The sequence below is a fragment of the Streptomyces sp. JW3 genome, assembly GCF_052216785.1.
GTDB lineage: Bacteria > Actinomycetota > Actinomycetes > Streptomycetales > Streptomycetaceae > Streptomyces.
Window position 1 is genome coordinate 1 of record NZ_JBQOUX010000156.1, and the last position, 15,034, is coordinate 15,034.

General features: G+C 72.6%; 18 protein-coding genes. 12 read left to right on the forward strand and 6 right to left on the reverse strand.

Translation table 11 applies throughout. The features are described 5' to 3' along the window. Nucleotides 1–30: 30 nt before the first annotated feature. The 3 genes from ACTT8P_RS35845 to ACTT8P_RS35855 are packed head-to-tail and all read right to left on the reverse strand — an operon-like array spanning nucleotide 31 to nucleotide 2,724. Entirely contained in the window at nucleotides 31–816 is a 786-nt protein-coding gene (locus ACTT8P_RS35845) for an SDR family NAD(P)-dependent oxidoreductase (protein WP_442835987.1), read from the reverse strand. 36 nt (nucleotides 817–852) lie between these two features. Further along, nucleotides 853–2,142: a cation:proton antiporter domain-containing protein gene (locus ACTT8P_RS35850; protein WP_442835988.1), complete on the reverse strand. Its 1,290-nt coding sequence runs from the start codon at nucleotides 2,140–2,142 to the stop codon at nucleotides 853–855. Nucleotides 2,143–2,145: 3 nt separating this feature from the next. Continuing rightward, nucleotides 2,146–2,724, reverse strand: a complete 579-nt coding sequence (locus ACTT8P_RS35855) for a cupin domain-containing protein (protein ID WP_442835989.1) — start codon at nucleotides 2,722–2,724, stop codon at nucleotides 2,146–2,148. 298 nt (nucleotides 2,725–3,022) lie between these two features. Between ACTT8P_RS35855 and ACTT8P_RS35860 the strand changes: the two genes are divergently transcribed. The 12 genes from ACTT8P_RS35860 (at nucleotide 3,023) to ACTT8P_RS35915 (ending at nucleotide 13,249) form a co-directional block, all read left to right on the forward strand. Then, a complete protein-coding gene (locus ACTT8P_RS35860; RefSeq protein WP_442836000.1) occupies nucleotides 3,023–4,564 on the forward strand; it encodes an acyl-CoA carboxylase subunit beta in 1,542 nt (513 codons plus the stop codon). Between the two features lie 32 nt (nucleotides 4,565–4,596). Continuing rightward, nucleotides 4,597–5,040, forward strand: coding sequence for a cupin domain-containing protein (locus tag ACTT8P_RS35865; protein WP_361161949.1), 444 nt, complete (start codon nucleotides 4,597–4,599; stop codon nucleotides 5,038–5,040). Next, nucleotides 5,037–6,320 (forward strand): beta-ketoacyl-[acyl-carrier-protein] synthase family protein, encoded by a 1,284-nt coding sequence (locus ACTT8P_RS35870; protein ID WP_442835990.1) that lies wholly within the window; start codon nucleotides 5,037–5,039, stop codon nucleotides 6,318–6,320. The genes ACTT8P_RS35865 and ACTT8P_RS35870 overlap by 4 nt, the downstream gene beginning before the upstream one ends. A gap of 10 nt (nucleotides 6,321–6,330) precedes the next feature. After that, the gene (locus ACTT8P_RS35875) at nucleotides 6,331–7,545 is read left to right on the forward strand and encodes a ketosynthase chain-length factor (RefSeq protein ID WP_442835991.1); all 1,215 of its coding nucleotides are present in this window, start codon (nucleotides 6,331–6,333) and stop codon (nucleotides 7,543–7,545) included. 302 nt (nucleotides 7,546–7,847) lie between these two features. Next, nucleotides 7,848–8,312, forward strand: coding sequence for an SRPBCC family protein (locus ACTT8P_RS35880; protein WP_442836001.1), 465 nt, complete (start codon nucleotides 7,848–7,850; stop codon nucleotides 8,310–8,312). Between the two features lie 153 nt (nucleotides 8,313–8,465). Then, complete coding sequence (locus tag ACTT8P_RS35885; RefSeq protein ID WP_361161955.1) at nucleotides 8,466–8,786, forward strand: TcmI family type II polyketide cyclase; 321 nt, start codon at nucleotides 8,466–8,468, stop codon at nucleotides 8,784–8,786. Further along, nucleotides 8,774–8,977, forward strand: coding sequence for an acyl-CoA carboxylase epsilon subunit (locus tag ACTT8P_RS35890; RefSeq protein ID WP_442835992.1), 204 nt, complete (start codon nucleotides 8,774–8,776; stop codon nucleotides 8,975–8,977). Before ACTT8P_RS35885 ends, ACTT8P_RS35890 begins: the two co-directional genes overlap by 13 nt. Next, complete coding sequence (locus ACTT8P_RS35895) at nucleotides 8,974–9,309, forward strand: antibiotic biosynthesis monooxygenase family protein (protein WP_442835993.1); 336 nt, start codon at nucleotides 8,974–8,976, stop codon at nucleotides 9,307–9,309. The genes ACTT8P_RS35890 and ACTT8P_RS35895 overlap by 4 nt, the downstream gene beginning before the upstream one ends. Beyond that, nucleotides 9,306–9,641 carry an antibiotic biosynthesis monooxygenase family protein gene (locus tag ACTT8P_RS35900; protein ID WP_442835994.1) on the forward strand — a complete coding sequence of 112 codons (336 nt, stop codon included), beginning with the start codon at nucleotides 9,306–9,308 and terminating at the stop codon, nucleotides 9,639–9,641. The genes ACTT8P_RS35895 and ACTT8P_RS35900 overlap by 4 nt, the downstream gene beginning before the upstream one ends. Nucleotides 9,642–9,651: 10 nt before the next feature. Then, nucleotides 9,652–10,833 (forward strand): FAD-dependent monooxygenase, encoded by a 1,182-nt coding sequence (locus ACTT8P_RS35905; protein WP_442835995.1) that lies wholly within the window; start codon nucleotides 9,652–9,654, stop codon nucleotides 10,831–10,833. Nucleotides 10,834–10,854: 21 nt separating this feature from the next. Further along, on the forward strand, nucleotides 10,855–11,310 hold the full coding sequence (locus tag ACTT8P_RS35910) for an anthrone oxygenase family protein (protein ID WP_442835996.1): 456 nt from the start codon (nucleotides 10,855–10,857) through the stop codon (nucleotides 11,308–11,310). Between the two features lie 148 nt (nucleotides 11,311–11,458). After that, nucleotides 11,459–13,249: an ATP-binding protein gene (locus tag ACTT8P_RS35915; RefSeq protein ID WP_442835997.1), complete on the forward strand. Its 1,791-nt coding sequence runs from the start codon at nucleotides 11,459–11,461 to the stop codon at nucleotides 13,247–13,249. 77 nt (nucleotides 13,250–13,326) lie between these two features. Here ACTT8P_RS35915 and ACTT8P_RS35920 read toward each other — a convergent pair whose 3' ends face one another. From ACTT8P_RS35920 to ACTT8P_RS35930, 3 genes are all read right to left on the reverse strand, one after another. After that, complete coding sequence (locus ACTT8P_RS35920) at nucleotides 13,327–13,776, reverse strand: nitroreductase/quinone reductase family protein (RefSeq protein WP_442835998.1); 450 nt, start codon at nucleotides 13,774–13,776, stop codon at nucleotides 13,327–13,329. Nucleotides 13,777–13,816: 40 nt separating this feature from the next. After that, complete coding sequence (locus tag ACTT8P_RS35925; protein WP_442835999.1) at nucleotides 13,817–14,524, reverse strand: LuxR C-terminal-related transcriptional regulator; 708 nt, start codon at nucleotides 14,522–14,524, stop codon at nucleotides 13,817–13,819. A gap of 387 nt (nucleotides 14,525–14,911) precedes the next feature. Further along, nucleotides 14,912–15,034 (reverse strand): adenosylhomocysteinase (locus tag ACTT8P_RS35930; RefSeq protein WP_442836002.1); only part of this gene is annotated, 123 nt, incomplete at its 5' end.

A 15,034-nucleotide genomic window follows, 5' to 3' on the forward strand; every position in this document is an offset into this window, starting at 1 on the left:
CCCGCCCCCCGCTTCGGTGTACAAGGCGGGTCAGACGCGGTACATCCGCCGCACCACCGCCTGGAGCAGCGGCCGCGGGGTGGCGCCCAGGAAGTAGGGCTGCATCCGGTTCATCGCCCCGGGCGTGACGAACGGGCGGCCCTTGGCAACCGCCTTCAGGGCCGGCTCCACCACCTGGCCCGGCGTCAGCCAGGCCATCTTGGGCAGGCCCGCCGTGTCCAGCCCGGCGGCCTCGTGGAACTCGGTGCGGACCAGACCGGTGCGCACGGTGGTGACGTGCACCCCGCTGCCGCGCGCCTCCAGGTACAGGCTCTCCCCGAACGAGCCGAGGAACGCCTTGGCGGCGCCGTACACCGCCGACTTCGGCATCGGCAGTCCCGAGACGATGGAGGAGACGTTGAGGACGCCGCCGTGCCGGCGCTCGGTCATCTGCCCGAGAGCGGCGTGCGTGAGCGCCACCGGGGCCAGCAGGTTGACCCGGATCTGGTGGTTCTCGCGGGCCAGGGACAGGTCGCGGAAGTAGCCCGTCGAGCCGTAACCGGCGCAGTTGACCAGCAGGTCGACGGCGTGCTCCCCCGGCTCGCGCAGCCGCTCGCACGCCGCCTGGAGGCCGGTGTCGTCACCGAGGTCGGCGGCGAGCACGTCGACCCGTACGCCGTGCGCGTCGGCCAGGTCGGTGGCGAGCTGCTTGAGCCGGTCCTCGCGGCGGGCGACCAGCGTCAGGCCGACGCCGCGGCGGGCCAGCCGGGCGGCGAACTCGGCGCCGATGCCGCTCGACGCTCCGGTCACGAAGGCACTTCGGTAGGGATAGGGCATCTCGGTCTCCATCGGGGCGTCGAGGGATACGGGCCGTCACTTGGTGCGCGGCAGGGCCGTCTCGGGCAGCGGCAGGTCGGCGGCGGCGCGCGCGTAGGACTTGCGGGGCACCAGCGGGCCGGCCAGGGCGGTGGTGACCAGGGCCATCAGCACCATCATGGTGAACATCCGCTGGTCCAGGACGCCCATGCTGACCCCGGCGTTCAGGATGATCAGTTCGGTGAGTCCCCGGGTGTTCATCAGTACGCCGATGACCGAGGACTCCTTCCAGGTCAGGCCGGCCATCCGGGCGGCCCCGGTGGCGCCGGCCAGTTTGCCGAAGCAGGCGACGGCCATGATGGCGGCCAGTTCCAGCACCCCGGCGCCGCCGAGCTGGGTGACGTCGACCGCGAGTCCGGTGGTGATGAAGAAGATCGGCATGAGCAGCGTCGTGATGTGTTCGAACGGCACGCTCACCGACGACTTCAGCAGCTTCATCGAGGAACGCGGCATGATCAGGCCGAAGGTGAACGCGCCGAAAATCGCGTCGAGTCCGATCCAGTGCGTGACGAAGGCGCACCCGAGGGCGCCGGCCGCGATCAGCGGCAGCAGCCGGGGGGAGACCACGTCGTTCCGGGTCATCGCCCTGATCACCCGGTGCAGCGCCGGGCGCACCACGGCGGTGAGGGCGACGGCGTACAGCAGCGTGCCGCCGATCACCGTGTAGACGTGGCCGGAGCCGGTGGAGACCGCGACCACCGAGACGAACGCGAGCATGCACCAGGCGAGGGCGTCGCCGACGGCGGCACTGGCCAGGGCGAGGATGCCCACCCGGGTGTGCTGGAGCCGGTGTTCGAGGATGATCCGGGCCAGCACCGGGAACGCGGTGATGGCCATCGCGGTACCCACGAACAGCACGAAGGGCGTCTGTCCGACGTGCTGTCCGGCGACGCGGTCGTGGTGGCCGTACAGCCAGCCGGCCAGCGCCACGCCCGTGACGAACGGTACGGCGATCGCCGACAGGGAGATCCCCAGTACCGCGTTGCGGTGGGTGCGGATCTGCCGCAGATCGATCTCCCACCCGATCAGGAACATGAACAGCAGGATGCCGATCTGGGCGATGGCGGACAGGCCGGCCCGGGTTTCGGACGGGAACAGCAGCTCCGGCAGCTCTCCCGGGAGCAGGCCCAGGAGGCTCGGGCCGAGCGCGATGCCCGCGAGGATCTCCGCGATCACGGGCGGCTGCCGCAGCCGTCGCAGCAGCGGGACCAGTACCGATCCCGCCACCAGGACGACGCAGACGCCCGCGACCGTCTCGGCGAGGATCGTGGCCGAGTCCTGGGCCATCCGCTAGCCCCTCCCGGCAGCGGGCCCGGAACCACCCGGCCCACCGGGACGGCCGGCCGCACCGGGCCCCCCGGGACCGCCAGGCCGTCCCCCCGGGCCGCCGGCGCCCGCCGCCATCGGGCCCCGCTGCGGGCGGAAGCCCACGATGTGGTGTTTCGTCGCGAGGGCCTGCATCTTCTCCCAGTCCGGCGGGCCCTGGCCGTCGATCAGCTGGCCCAGTTCCTCGAACCAGTCCTCCACCCCGCCCGGCGTGGCGATGCACAGCATCTTGCTGGGCCGGTTCCAGGTGTTGACGAAGGCGTGGCCCACCCCGCGCGGCCCGTACACCAGGCTGCCCGGCGTGGCCTTGTGCTTCTCGCCGTCCAGCTCGATCTCGTACTCGCCCTCGATCACGTAGAACGACTCGTCGACGTCCTCGTGGATGTGCAGCGGCGGGCCGCCGCCCGGCGGCGACGTCACCTCGAAGAACGAGTAGAGACCGCCGGTGTCCTCACCGCGGAGCAGCCAGCGCCCCGTCTCGCCCGCCCATTTGATGGGCTTGACGCCGTCCAGTTGGACGACGCGTCCACGCGTAGCCGTCACAGTCCGTCCCTTTCTCGGGGCCGTTGGGATGCGACGAGTATCGGGAGCGCCGTTGCGGGTTCCGGTAAAGCGGCCAATAAGCAGGCGGCCCGCCCCCGGCGGCTTTGCGTTCGCCTCACAGGGACTTTTTTCCCCGGCCGCAGACTCCGACGAGTACCGGCCGACCGTGGCCGGACGCGTGAGCAGGTCAGCTGGAGGGAGCGTGAGTGGCGTGTCGGAAGTGGAGCGGCATGGCACCGCCGTCAAGGAAGGGCGCCCGGCCCAGGAGAGCGTCCCGCGGGAGCTGCCGGCCGAGGGCCTGGCCGACCGTACGGCGGAACTCGCCGTCATCCGGCAGCGGGTGGTGGAGGGGCTCGACGCGGAGTCCGCGGCACGGCAGCACCGGCTCGGCAAGTCGACCGCGCGGGAGCGCGTCGCGCGGCTGCTGGACGAGGGGTCCTTCAACGAGCTGGAGATGTTGCGCAGACACCGCGCGACCGACTTCGGGATGGACGCCAAGCGCCCGTACACCGACGGCGTGGTCACCGGCTGGGGCACCGTCGAGGGCCGTCAGGTCTTCGTGTACGCCCATGACTTCGGGATCTTCGGCGGCTCCCTCGGCGAGGCCCACGCCGCCAAGATCCACAAGGTGATGGATCTCGCGGAACGCGCCGGCGCTCCGCTGATCGGCCTCAACGACGGGGCCGGCGCCCGCATCCAGGAGGGCGTCATGGCCCTCGCGGGCTACGGCGGCATCTTCCGCCGCAACGTCCAGGCGTCCGGGGTGATCCCGCAGATCAGCGTGATGCTCGGGCCCTGCGCGGGCGGCGCCGCCTACTCCCCCGCGCTCACCGACTTCGTCCTGATGGTGCGCGGCACGGCGAGCATGTACGTGACCGGCCCGGACGTGATCAAGGCGGTCACCGGCGAGGAGATCGACTTCGAGGGGCTGGGCGGCGCCGAGGTGCACGCCCGCTCGGGGCAGGCGACGTCCGTCCACGACGACGAGGACGACGCGTTCGAGCAGCTGCGGTGGCTGCTGTCGTTCCTGCCGCAGAACAACCGGGAGTTCCCGCCGGAGGCGGACACCGACGATCCCGTCGACCGGCCGTGCGACGGCCTGCTCGACATCGTGCCGAACTCCCCGAACCAGCCCTACGACGTGCGCCGGGTGATCGAGGAGATCGTCGACCACGGCGAGTTCCTGGAGCTCCAGGAGGCGTGGGCGGGCAACATCGTGATCGGCCTGGCCCGGATCGGCGGACAGGTCGTCGGCCTGGTCGCCAACCAGCCGCTGGTGCTGGCCGGCGTGCTGGACATCGACGCCTCGCAGAAGGCGGCCCGGTTCATCCGGTTCTGCGACTCGTTCAACATCCCGCTGGTCTCCCTGGTGGACGTCCCCGGCTTCCTGCCCGGCGTCGACCAGGAGCACAACGCCATCATCCGCAACGGCGCCAAGCTGCTGTACGCCTACTGCGAGGCGACGGTGCCCCGCATCCAGGTGCTGATGCGCAAGGCGTACGGCGGCGCGTACATCGTGATGGACTCGCGGTCCATCGGCACCGACCTCTCGCTGGCCTGGCCCTCCAACGAGGTGGCGGTCATGGGCGCGGAGGCCGCCACCAACGTCATCCACCGCCGGGCCATCCTGGCGGCCGAGGACCCGCAGGAGAGGCGGCGGCAGCTGGTGGAGGAGTACCAGCGCACGCTGATGCACCCCTACTACGGCGCCGAGCGCGGCCTGGTCGACGACGTCATCGACCCCCGGGCGACCCGGTCGGCGATCCACCAGGGGCTGCGCATGCTCCGCTCCAAGCGCGTCGACCTGCCCAAGCGCAAGCACGGCAACTCACCGCTGTGACCGGATTCCGACACCCACAGGAGACAACAGCCATGAGCCACGAGATCACCGGAGAGCCGCGGACCGCGCCCCGCAAGGTCGCGTTCGACGAGGTGCCGGTCAACCTGCACCGCGGCGGCGCCCTGCGCACCCTGCTCGGCCCCGGCAACGTCGGCGCCACCAGCGGGTTCATGGGCCATGCCCGGCTGGAGCCCGGCGAGTACATCAGCGAGCACTACCACCCGTACTCGGAGGAGTTCGTGTACGTGCTCGCCGGGACGATCGTGCTGCGCCTGGACGGGCGGGAGACCGAGGTGTCCGCGCGGGAGGGCTTCCTGGTGCCGATCAAGGCCCGGCACCGGCTGGAGAACCGCGGCGCGGAGCCGGCCGAGCTGATGTACCACCTGGGCCCGCTGGCCCCGCGCCCCGACCTCGGGCACGTCGACACCGAGGACCTGCCCCGCCCGGAGCTGGCGCCCGCGGGAGAGCCTCGATGAGCTCGACGGACACGGACCGCTGGGGCGCCCTGGTCACCGGCATCGGCGTGGTCGCGCCCGGTGCGGTGGGCCGGGACGCCTACTGGGACCTGCTGACGGCGGGCCGCACCGCCACCCGGGGCATCACCCTGTTCGACGCCACCGGGTTCCAGTCCCGGATCGCGGCCGAGGTCGACTTCGATCCGGCGGCCTCGGGGCTCACCCCGGACGAGGTGGCGCGGATGGACCGGGCCGCCCAGTTCGCGGTGGTCGCCGCCCGCGAGGCGCTCGCCGACGCCGGCCTGACGGCGGGCGGCGCGGACCCGGAGCGCACCGGGGTCAGCATCGGCAGCGCGGTCGGCTGCACCACCCGGCTGGAGGACGAGTACGTGGTGGTCAGCGAGCGCGGCAAGAAGTGGGAGGTGGCGCCCGAACTGGCCACCGAGCACCTCTACCGGGCGCTGATCCCGAGCACCCTCGCGGTCGAGGTGGCCTGGGCGGCGGACGCGGAGGGCCCCGCCACGGTGGTGTCCACCGGCTGCACCTCGGGCCTGGACGCGGTCGCGCACGGCGTCCAGCTGATCTCGGAGGGGTCGGCGGACGTGGTGATCGCCGGCGCCACCGACGCGCCGATCTCCCCGATCACCGTCGCCTGCTTCGACGCGATCGGCGCCACCTCGCGCAACAACGGCGACGCCGCGCACGCCTCCCGTCCCTTCCACAAGGACCGCGACGGGTTCGTGCTCGGCGAGGGCGCGGCCGTCCTGGTGCTGGAGAGCCGGGCGCACGCGGCCCGCCGCCGCGCGCACGCCTACGCCGACATCATCGGGTTCGCGCAGCGCAGCAACGCCTTCCACATGACCGGGCTCAAGCCCGACGGGCTGGACATGGCGGAGGCGATCGAGGTCGCCATGGAGCGGGCCGGCATCACCCCGGACCTGATCAGCTACGTCAACGCGCACGGTTCGGGGACGGCGCAGAACGACCGGCACGAGACGGCCGCGCTGAAGAAGTCCATGGGAAAGGCCGCGTACGGCGTCCCGGTCAGCTCGATCAAGTCGATGATCGGGCACTCGCTGGGCGCCATCGGGGCGCTGGAGGCGGCCGCCTGCGCGCTGGCGATCGAGCACGACGTGGTGCCGCCCACCGCCAATCTGCGCGAGCAGGACCCGGCACTCGACCTGGACTACGTGCCGCTGTCCGCGCGCGGACACGTCAACGACATCGTGCTGAGCGTGGGCAGCGGATTCGGCGGCTTCCAGTCGGCGATGCTGCTGGCCAGGCCGGGAACCAGGAAGTGACGGAATGACCATGAACCGTCGCACCGTGTTCAGTGGTGTGTCAGTCATCGCCCCCAACGGCTCCACCACCAAGGAGTTCTGGGACGCGACGCTCAACGGCGTCAGCGGCATCGCAGAGGTCCGGTCCTTCGACGCCGCCGGCTATCCGGTCCATGTGGCGGGCGAGGTCACCGACTTCGCGCCCCGGGACACCATCGACGGCCGGCTGATGGTCCAGACCGACCGGTGGACCCAGTTCGGCCTGGTCGCGGCCGAACGGGCGCTCGCGGACGCGGACATCGACCCGGAGCGGCTCGACGAGTACGAGATGTCCGTGATCACCGCGACCTCCTCGGGCGGCAACGAGTTCGGCCAGCGCGAGATCCAGAAGCTGTGGGACAAGGGCTCCCGGTTCGTGGGCCCCTACCAGTCCATCGCCTGGTTCTACGCGGCCACCACCGGCCAGATCTCCATCCGGCACGGCATGAAGGGCGCCTGCGGGGTGCTGGTCGGCGAGCAGGCCGGCGGTCTGGACGCGCTGGGGCAGGCCCGGCGCGCGCTGCGCGACGACGCGTCGATGGTGGTGACCGGCGGCACCGACGCGCCGCTCGGCCCGTACGCGCTGGCCTGCCACACCTCGGCGCACCTGATGACCGGCAGCCGGGACCCGGCCCACGCCTACCGTCCCTTCGACGCCGGGGCGGACGGGTACGTGGCCGGGGAGGGCGGGGCGATCTTCATCGTCGAGGCCGAGGACACCCTGCGGGCCCGGGACGCCGAGAAGGGGTACGGGGTGCTCGCCGGGTACGCGGCCACCTTCGACCCGCGGCCCGGCTCCGGGCGGGAACCCGGGCTGCGCCGCGCCATCGTGCGGGCCCTGGCCGACGCCCGGGTCGACCCCGCCGACGTCGACGTGGTCTTCGCCGACGGGCTCGGCGTGCCGGCGGCCGACCGGGCGGAGGCGGACGCGATCAACGCGGTGTTCGGGGCCGGGCGGGTGCCGGTGACGGTGCCCAAGTGCCTGGTGGGCCGGCTGCACGCGGGCGGGGCGCCGCTGGACGTGGCGATGGCGCTGCTGTCCGTGCGGGACTCCGTCGTGCCGGGCACGCCCACCACCGCCGAACTCGCCCCCGGCATCGGCCTTGACCTGGTCCGCGAGACCCGCGAGGCCCCGGTGCGCACCGCCCTGGTGCTGGCCCGCGGCTTCGAGGGCTTCAACGCCGCGGTCGTCATCAAGGCCCGCTGAACCGTACGTACTCCGCCGCACCGCTCTAACAGAAAGGTACCGCCGTGACCACCTCCGTGATCACCCTGGACGAATACGCCGAGCTGATCAACCGCGCCTCCGGTGCGGGCATCACCGCGGCCGACCTGCTCGACCCCGCCGTCACCTTCGAGTCCCTCGGCGTCGACTCGCTGGGCGGTCTGGGCGTCGTCTCCGAACTGGAGCTGCGCCTCGGCCTGGAGCCGGACAGCGGCGCCGACGGCACCCGCACCCCCTTCGAGCTGCTGCTCGGCATCAACCGGCGGCTGGTGGACGAGGGGCTGCTGCGGGCGGGCCACACCGAGCAGAGCATCGTCATCGACGCCCCGTTCGACGAGGTCTGGCGGCAGACCAACGACGTCGCCGCCTGGCCCGGCCTGTTCAGCGAGTACGCCGCCGCCGAGATCCTGGAGACGGCCGGGAACACCGTCACCTTCCGGCTCAGCATGCACCCCGACGAGAACGGCACCGTGTGGAGCTGGGTCTCGGAGCGGACGCTGGACCGCGAGGCGGGGACGGTGCGGGCGCGCCGCGTGGAGACCGGGCCGTTCGAGTTCATGGACATCGTCTGGACCTACCGCGAGGTCGCGGGCGGGGTCGAGATGCGCTGGACGCAGGACTTCCGGATGAAGCCGCAGGCGCCGGTGGACACCGCGACGATGACGGCCCGGATCACCACCAACTCGACGCTGCAGATGGCGCTGATCCGCGGCCGGGTCCGCGAGCGGGCCGGCCTGACCACCGTGTGACACCAAGGGACACCAAAGTGGGCTGCCGCCGACGGGGGATTGCGGCGGCAGCCCTGGGGTCACCTTAACCGAAAACGTTAGCCAGCAACCTAATTACTTGCCATCCGGACCGCCAGCCGGCCGGACACGGACGAGACATGGACAGGAGCGCTCATGCAGTACACGCTGATCGTCGCCCGCATGGCCCCCGAGGACAGTGAGCGGGTGGCCGGCGTCTGGGCCGAGTCCGACGCCACCGACCTGCCCCACCTGGTCGGGGTGAAGCACCGCCGCCTCTTCCGGTACCAGGGCCTGTACTTCCAGCTGATCGGCTCCGAGGAGCGGGTCGGCGGCCGGATCGAGGAAGTACGCGGCCACCCGCTCTTCCAGGACGTCAACGAGAAGCTCAAGCCGCACATCGGCGCCTACGACCCGCTCACCTGGCGCGGCCCCGCCGACGCGATGGCCGAGGAGTTCTACTCGTGGAACGCGTGACAGACCCCGGACCCGCCACCGCACCGGTGCGCATCCTGCGCGGCACCCCCGACGCGCACGAGACGGCCGCGCTGCTGGTGCTGCTGGCCCGGCTCGGCGGCGCGCCCGAGCAGCCGCGGCCGCGGCCGGTCGCGCGTCCCAGCTGGCAGCCGTTCACCGCGCACAGCCCGGGCGGCTGGAGGCACACATGATCCGCACCGTTCTCGACATGCGGGTACGGCCGGGCCAGGCGCAGGAGTTCGAACGCACCTGGCGCGCGGCCGCCGCGGTGGCCGGCCGCTACCCCGGCTCCCTGGGCCAGACCATGCTGCGCGCGCCCGCCGACCCGCTCCGGTACACCATCACCGCGGACTGGGCCTCGCGCGAGGAGCTGGCCCGCTACCAGGACAGCGCGGACCGCAAGGCGCTCTCCGCCGCGCTGGACCTGCTGCGGGAGTCGGCCGCCAAGTCCCTCTACGAGGTGGTCGCGCACATCGGCGCCGCCTCCCCCACCGCCCCCGCGACGGAGAAAGGCACGGCATGACCATCCGCGTCATCATGACCGCGACCATCAGGCCCGAGGACTTCGACGCCTTCGAGGCGGCGTACCTCGACGTCACCAGCAAGGTCCGCGGCACCCCCGGCCACCTCCGCGACGAGCTGCTGCGCGACACCGCGGACCCGACGAAGTACTCGCTGCTCGCCGAGTGGGAGGACGAGGAGCGGTTCCGCGCCTGGGCCGACGACCCGGAGCACATGCGGCAGTCGGCCGCCATGTTCCCGTTCTGGGCCGACAGTTTCCAGCGGTCCGTGCACGAGGTGCGGGCCACCCTCGAGTCCTACCAGACGCCGCGCGTTCCGCCCGCGGCCGGTTGAGAGGAACACCATGCCCGTCCAGAAGGCTGTGGTGATCGGCGCCGGCATCGGCGGCCTCACCACGGCGATCGGCCTGCGTCAGGCCGGCGTCGACGTCAAGGTGTTCGAGCGCCGCACCGAGCCGAGCCGGCTGCTGACCGGCGGCGGCTTCATGCTGTGGCACAACGCCTTCGTCGCGCTGCGCAAGCTGGGCCTCGACGACCAGGTGAGCAAGGTCAGCTCGGACATCGACTTCCACGAGTTCCGGTCCGCGAACGGCCGTACGCTGGCCCGCTGGGCGATCGCCCCGGAGGCGGCCCGGATCGGCGCGCCCGCCGTGGCGCTGCGCCGCTCCGACCTGAACTCCCTGCTGCTCCAGGAGGCCGGTGACACGGTGGTGATGGGCGCCCAGTGCGTCGGCTTCGAGCAGGACCCGGACGGGGTGACGGCCCGGTTCGCGGACGGCTCCGAGGAGCGCGCCGACGTGCTGATCGGCGCCGACGGCATGCGCTCGGCGGTGCGCGGCACCCTGCGGCACGGCCACGACCTGCCGCCCCGCTACGCCGGGTACACCGCCTGGCAGGCCATCGCCGAGCTGCCCGGCGAGGACCTCGTGCCCAGCGGGACCTTCTTCAACCTGTGGGGCAAGGGCGGCCTGCGCTTCCTGTACTGCCGGCTCAACGACCGCGAGGTCTACTGGGACGCCATCACCTCGGACGCGGCGAGCACCCCGTTCGACATGTTCCGCAAGGACAAGCGCCAGGTGATGCGGGAGACGTACGCCGACTGGCAGGACCCGATCCCGCGCATCCTGGCGGCCACCCGCGAGGACGCCATCCTGCCCATCGACATCGCGGACCGTCCGCCGGCCCGGGACCGGGCGTGGAGCCACGGCCGGGTGGTGCTGGTCGGGGACGCGGCGCACGCCATGACGCTCAACCTCAGCCAGGGCGCCGGCCAGGCCATCGAGGACGGCGCCGTGCTGTCCGGTCTGCTGGCCCGCGAGCCGGACCTGCCCACCGCGCTGGCCCGGTACGAGAGCCTGCGCAGGCAGCGGGTGGAGTCGATGGTGCGCGGCGCGTACCGCATCGGCGAACTCGGCAAGTGGCGGAGCTCGCTGGCCTGCGGGGCGCGCGACCTGTTCATGCGCGCGTTCTTCGGCACCTTCGCGAAGAAGGGCACGTACCGCCTGATGATGAACTTCGACTACTGAGCCCTGGGAGGCGGTTTCGTCGTGTACGTCGACCTCCTGGCGGCGCTGCTCGTCCTGCTCAGCGGTGCGCTGGCCGGGGTGCTGGTGGCCGTCGAGATCGCGGTGGTCCCCATGCTGGCCCAGCTGCCGGGGAGCCGGTACGTGCAGGTGCACCGGCTGCTGGACCCCCGGTTCGACCCCTTGATGCCCACCGTCGACAAGGTCGCGCTGGGCGCCGGTCTGCTGCTGGTCGTGCTGGCGCCCGGCTGGGCCGCCAAGGGCGCGTTCGCGGTGGCGGAGGCGGGCCTGATCGGCGTGGCGCTCGTCTCCGAGCTGTCCAACGTGCGGATCAACCGGTCCATCGACACCTGGGAGCCGGACCGGCTCCCGCCGGGGTGGGCCGAGACCCGTGCCCGGTGGGCCCGCGCCAACCGGGGCCGCACCTGGATCGCCGTGGCGGGCTTCGGCGCGGCGGTCGCCGGCACATGTCTCGTGTGAGCCGGCGCCGCGGACCCGGCCCCGGCGGACCCGGAGTGGCACGGGCCCTCCGGGTCCGCCGGGGCGGGCCCGTTTCCGCCGGGCCCGGACACACCCGGGCGGGCCGCCCCGTGGCGGACGCCCCCGTCCAGAACAGGGAACGGATCGTATGAAGAAGGTACTGATAGCCAACCGGGGCGAGATCGCGGTGCGGGTCGTCCGGGCCTGCCGGGACGCGGGCCTCGGCTCCGTCGCCGTCTACGCGGACCAGGACCGGGACGCGCCGCACGCCCGGCTCGCCGACGAGGCGTTCGCGCTGCGCGGCAGCACGGCCGCGGACACCTATCTCGACGCCGGCAAGCTGCTGGCGCTGGCCGCCGAGTCGGGCGCGGACGCCGTCCATCCCGGGTACGGCTTCCTGTCCGAGGACGCCGAGTTCGCGCGGGCGGTGACGGCCGCCGGGCTGACCTGGATCGGGCCGCCGCCGGAGGCGATCGAGCGGCTCGGCGACAAGGTGGCCGCCCGGGAGATCGCCCGCCGGGTGGACGCCCCGCTGGCGCCCGGCACCGAACGGCCGGTCGAGGGTCCCGACGAGGTGCTCGACTTCGCCCGGCAGCACGGTCTGCCGCTGGCCATCAAGGCGGCCAACGGCGGCGGCGGACGCGGTCTGAAGGTGGCCCGCACCTTGGCGGAGATCCCCGAACTGCTGGAGTCCGCCTCGCGCGAGGCGGCCGCCGCCTTCGGCCGGGGCGACTGCTTCGTGGAGAAGTATCTCGACCGGGCGCGGCACGTGGAGACGCAGTGCCTGGCGGACCGGCACGGCACCGTGGTGGTGGTCTCCACCCGGGACTGCTCGGTGCAGCGCCGCCACCAGAAGCTGATCGAGGAGGCCCCGGCGCCCTTCCTCACCGCCGAGCAGGAGGAGACGCTGCGGTCGGCGTCCCGGGCGATCCTCGCCGAGGCGGGCTATGTGGGCGCGGGCACCTGCGAGTTCCTGCTCGGGGAGGACGGCACGCTCTCGTTCCTGGAGGTCAACACCCGGCTCCAGGTGGAGCATCCGGTCACCGAGGAGATCACCGGCATCGACCTGGTCCTGGAGCAGTTCCGGATCGCCGACGGCGAACCGCTCGGGTACACCGACCCGGTGCCGCGGCGGGGCCACTCCATCGAGTTCCGGGTCAACGGCGAGGACGTGGGCCGCGGTTTCCTGCCCACGCCGGGTACGGTGACGCGCTGGAGCCCGCCGGCCGGTCCCGGCATCCGGGTCGACACCGGCATGGTGGCGGGCACGGTGGTCGACGGTGCCTTCGACTCGATGCTCGCCAAGCTGATCGTCACCGGCGCGGACCGTCGGCAGGCGCTCGCGCGGGCCCGGCGCGCCCTGGCGGAGTTCACCGTCGAGGGCGTGCCCACGACGCTGGCGCTGGCCCGGGAGCTGCTGGAGGTGCCCGCCTTCACCGCCGAGGACCCGGAGACCGGGTTCGCCGTGCACACCCGGTGGCTGGAGTCGGACGACTGCACGGTGCGGGTCGCGCCGTGGGAGGGCGGCGACAGCGCCGCCGAGGACGAGGCGGGCGGCGCCGGCCGGCTGTCGTACACCGTCGAGGTGGGCGGCCGTCGCCTGGAGGTGGCGCTGCCCGGGACCCTCGCGGCGATCGGACCGGCGGCCGGGCGGGCAGGTGGCGGCAGCGCACCGCGCCGCAGGCCGCGCGCCTCGGCGGCCGCCGCCGCGGCCGGCGGGGACGCGCTGAGCAGCCCGATGGTCGGCACCGTCGTCAAGGTCGCCGCCGTCGAGGGCGCCCAAGTGGCCGAGGGCGATGTGCTGTTCGTCATCGAGGCGATGAAGATGGAGCAGCAGATCAAGGCGCACCGCGCGGGCGTCGTGCACGGGGTCGGGGTGGCCGTGGGGGCGAGTGTGTCCCGGGGCGCCGCGCTGTGCGAGATCCGTACGGCGGCGTAGCGGCCGTACCCTCGGCGCAGGACGGAACCCGGGCCCGCACCGGCGGGCCCGGGTTCCGTGGTCGCAGGGGGCGACGGTCACACGGGGACGACGCGGAAGACCGGGATCTCGGGTGCCGCCCGCTCGAAGCTCTCGGGAGACTTGTCGGCGACCACTCCGTTCTTCACGAAGATGCCGGCGCCCATCGGGACCTGGGTCGGGAACTGCCGGGCGATCGGCGCCCGTTCGGCGACCGGCACCTCGACCAGCTTGACCGGCACCGCCTTCCGGCCGCGCACCAGGGTCCCCGCACCGGCCGCGCGCACGTTCTTCACCCAGTCGGACTGGGGGAACGCCTGGAGGATGTACATGGTGCCGTCGATCTTCACCGGGGCCACCGGGTTGGTGAACTCCCGTCCCGACCGCCGGCCCCTGACCCGCAGCAGGTGCATGGGGCCGACCGGCATGCCCATGCTGTGGAACAACTCCATCATCTTGTTCCCGAACTTCTGGAACGCGGACACCTTGGGACGAGTGGATGTGGACATGATCTCGCTCATCTCTGTTGCTTCGGGCTCGGATCGGGTGTCAGGCCACGCTGCCCGTGGTGCGGGCGGTGCCGGGATGTGCGGCGGCCATCGAGCCGCCCGGTCGCACCAGGCCGGTGCGGTAGGCCAGGGTGATCACATCGATACGGCTGTTCAGGTCCAGCTTGCCCATGAGGCTGTGCACATGGCTCTTGACCGTGGCCCGGCTCAGCTCCAGCGCCGCCGCGATCTCGTCGTTGCTCCAGCCGCGGAGCATCAGCTGGACGACCTCGGTCTCCCGGGCGGTGAGCTGGTCGAAGCGGCGCTGGACGTCGGACCGCCGCTGCGGCGGCACGCCGGGCGCGGCCGCCGGCCGGCCGGCGGCCACCTGGTAGCCGGATCTGACCAGCCGGATCGCCGGGATCAGGCTCGCGCGGTCGACACGGTTGACGTACATGTCCGCGGTGCTCTCCCCCGGCGTCCCGGCCCCGGTACGCCGCCGGGACGCCGAGACCACCAGGATGCGCGGCCGGGGCGTGCTGCCGGCCAGCGCCTGGACGACGCGGGGGGCGTCGGCGTCGTCGAGGACGACCACGACATGGGGGCGGTGTTCGGCGACGGCCCGGTGCACATGGGCCGGATCGGCCGTGCATCCCACCGCGCGCAGACCCTCTTCCCCGGACACCACCGCGACGGTCTCGATCCTGCTGAAGAGGCTGCCGCCCAGTACGGCGACTCGCGTGAGCCGGCCGGCTCCCTCGTCATGCACGTCAGGTAATTCTCGGCGCACTGAGACTCTCCTCCAGTGATCGGCGCTCGGCCGCCCGGCGGGTTCGCCATGCCTCGTCGTCGAAGAACGGCAAATTCATTACGTAGCGAACTATTTAATAGTCGCATGGGGGTCCACCTCTGTCAACGCGGGCCCACCCCCCTCTCCGCCTCTCCCCGTCCCCCGTGAAAGCCGCCCCGCCGGAGCGGATCAGTGACTCGATCGACATCGTGTCACCGGCCTTCGGCGGAGGGTCGCCGGTGGCCGGAAGTCGCTTCTGGTCCTGACCGGAACGCGGCGCCCCGGCCCACCGGCACAGCAGAATCTCCCGCCGCCGGAAGGGGCGACGAGAGACCGGCCGGACCGGCGCGGGTCCGGGCGCGCGGGTCAGTAGCGGTAGTGGTCCGGCTTGTACGGGCCCTCCACCCGCACACCGATGTACTCGGCCTGCTCCGGGCGGAGCGTGGTCAGCTTGACGCCGAGCGCGTCGAGGTGGAGCCGGGCGACCTT

Coding starts and splice junctions, on each gene's coding strand:
- ACTT8P_RS35845 (WP_442835987.1), bottom strand. CDS start 816: ATGCCCTATCCCTACCGAAGTGCCTTCGTGACCGGAGCGTCGAGCGGC.
- ACTT8P_RS35850 (WP_442835988.1), bottom strand. CDS start 2,142: ATGGCCCAGGACTCGGCCACGATCCTCGCCGAGACGGTCGCGGGCGTC.
- ACTT8P_RS35865 (WP_361161949.1), top strand. CDS start 4,597: ATGAGCCACGAGATCACCGGAGAGCCGCGGACCGCGCCCCGCAAGGTC.
- ACTT8P_RS35870 (WP_442835990.1), top strand. CDS start 5,037: ATGAGCTCGACGGACACGGACCGCTGGGGCGCCCTGGTCACCGGCATC.
- ACTT8P_RS35875 (WP_442835991.1), top strand. CDS start 6,331: ATGAACCGTCGCACCGTGTTCAGTGGTGTGTCAGTCATCGCCCCCAAC.
- ACTT8P_RS35885 (WP_361161955.1), top strand. CDS start 8,466: ATGCAGTACACGCTGATCGTCGCCCGCATGGCCCCCGAGGACAGTGAG.
- ACTT8P_RS35895 (WP_442835993.1), top strand. CDS start 8,974: ATGATCCGCACCGTTCTCGACATGCGGGTACGGCCGGGCCAGGCGCAG.
- ACTT8P_RS35900 (WP_442835994.1), top strand. CDS start 9,306: ATGACCATCCGCGTCATCATGACCGCGACCATCAGGCCCGAGGACTTC.
- ACTT8P_RS35905 (WP_442835995.1), top strand. CDS start 9,652: ATGCCCGTCCAGAAGGCTGTGGTGATCGGCGCCGGCATCGGCGGCCTC.
- ACTT8P_RS35915 (WP_442835997.1), top strand. CDS start 11,459: ATGAAGAAGGTACTGATAGCCAACCGGGGCGAGATCGCGGTGCGGGTC.
- ACTT8P_RS35920 (WP_442835998.1), bottom strand. CDS start 13,776: ATGTCCACATCCACTCGTCCCAAGGTGTCCGCGTTCCAGAAGTTCGGG.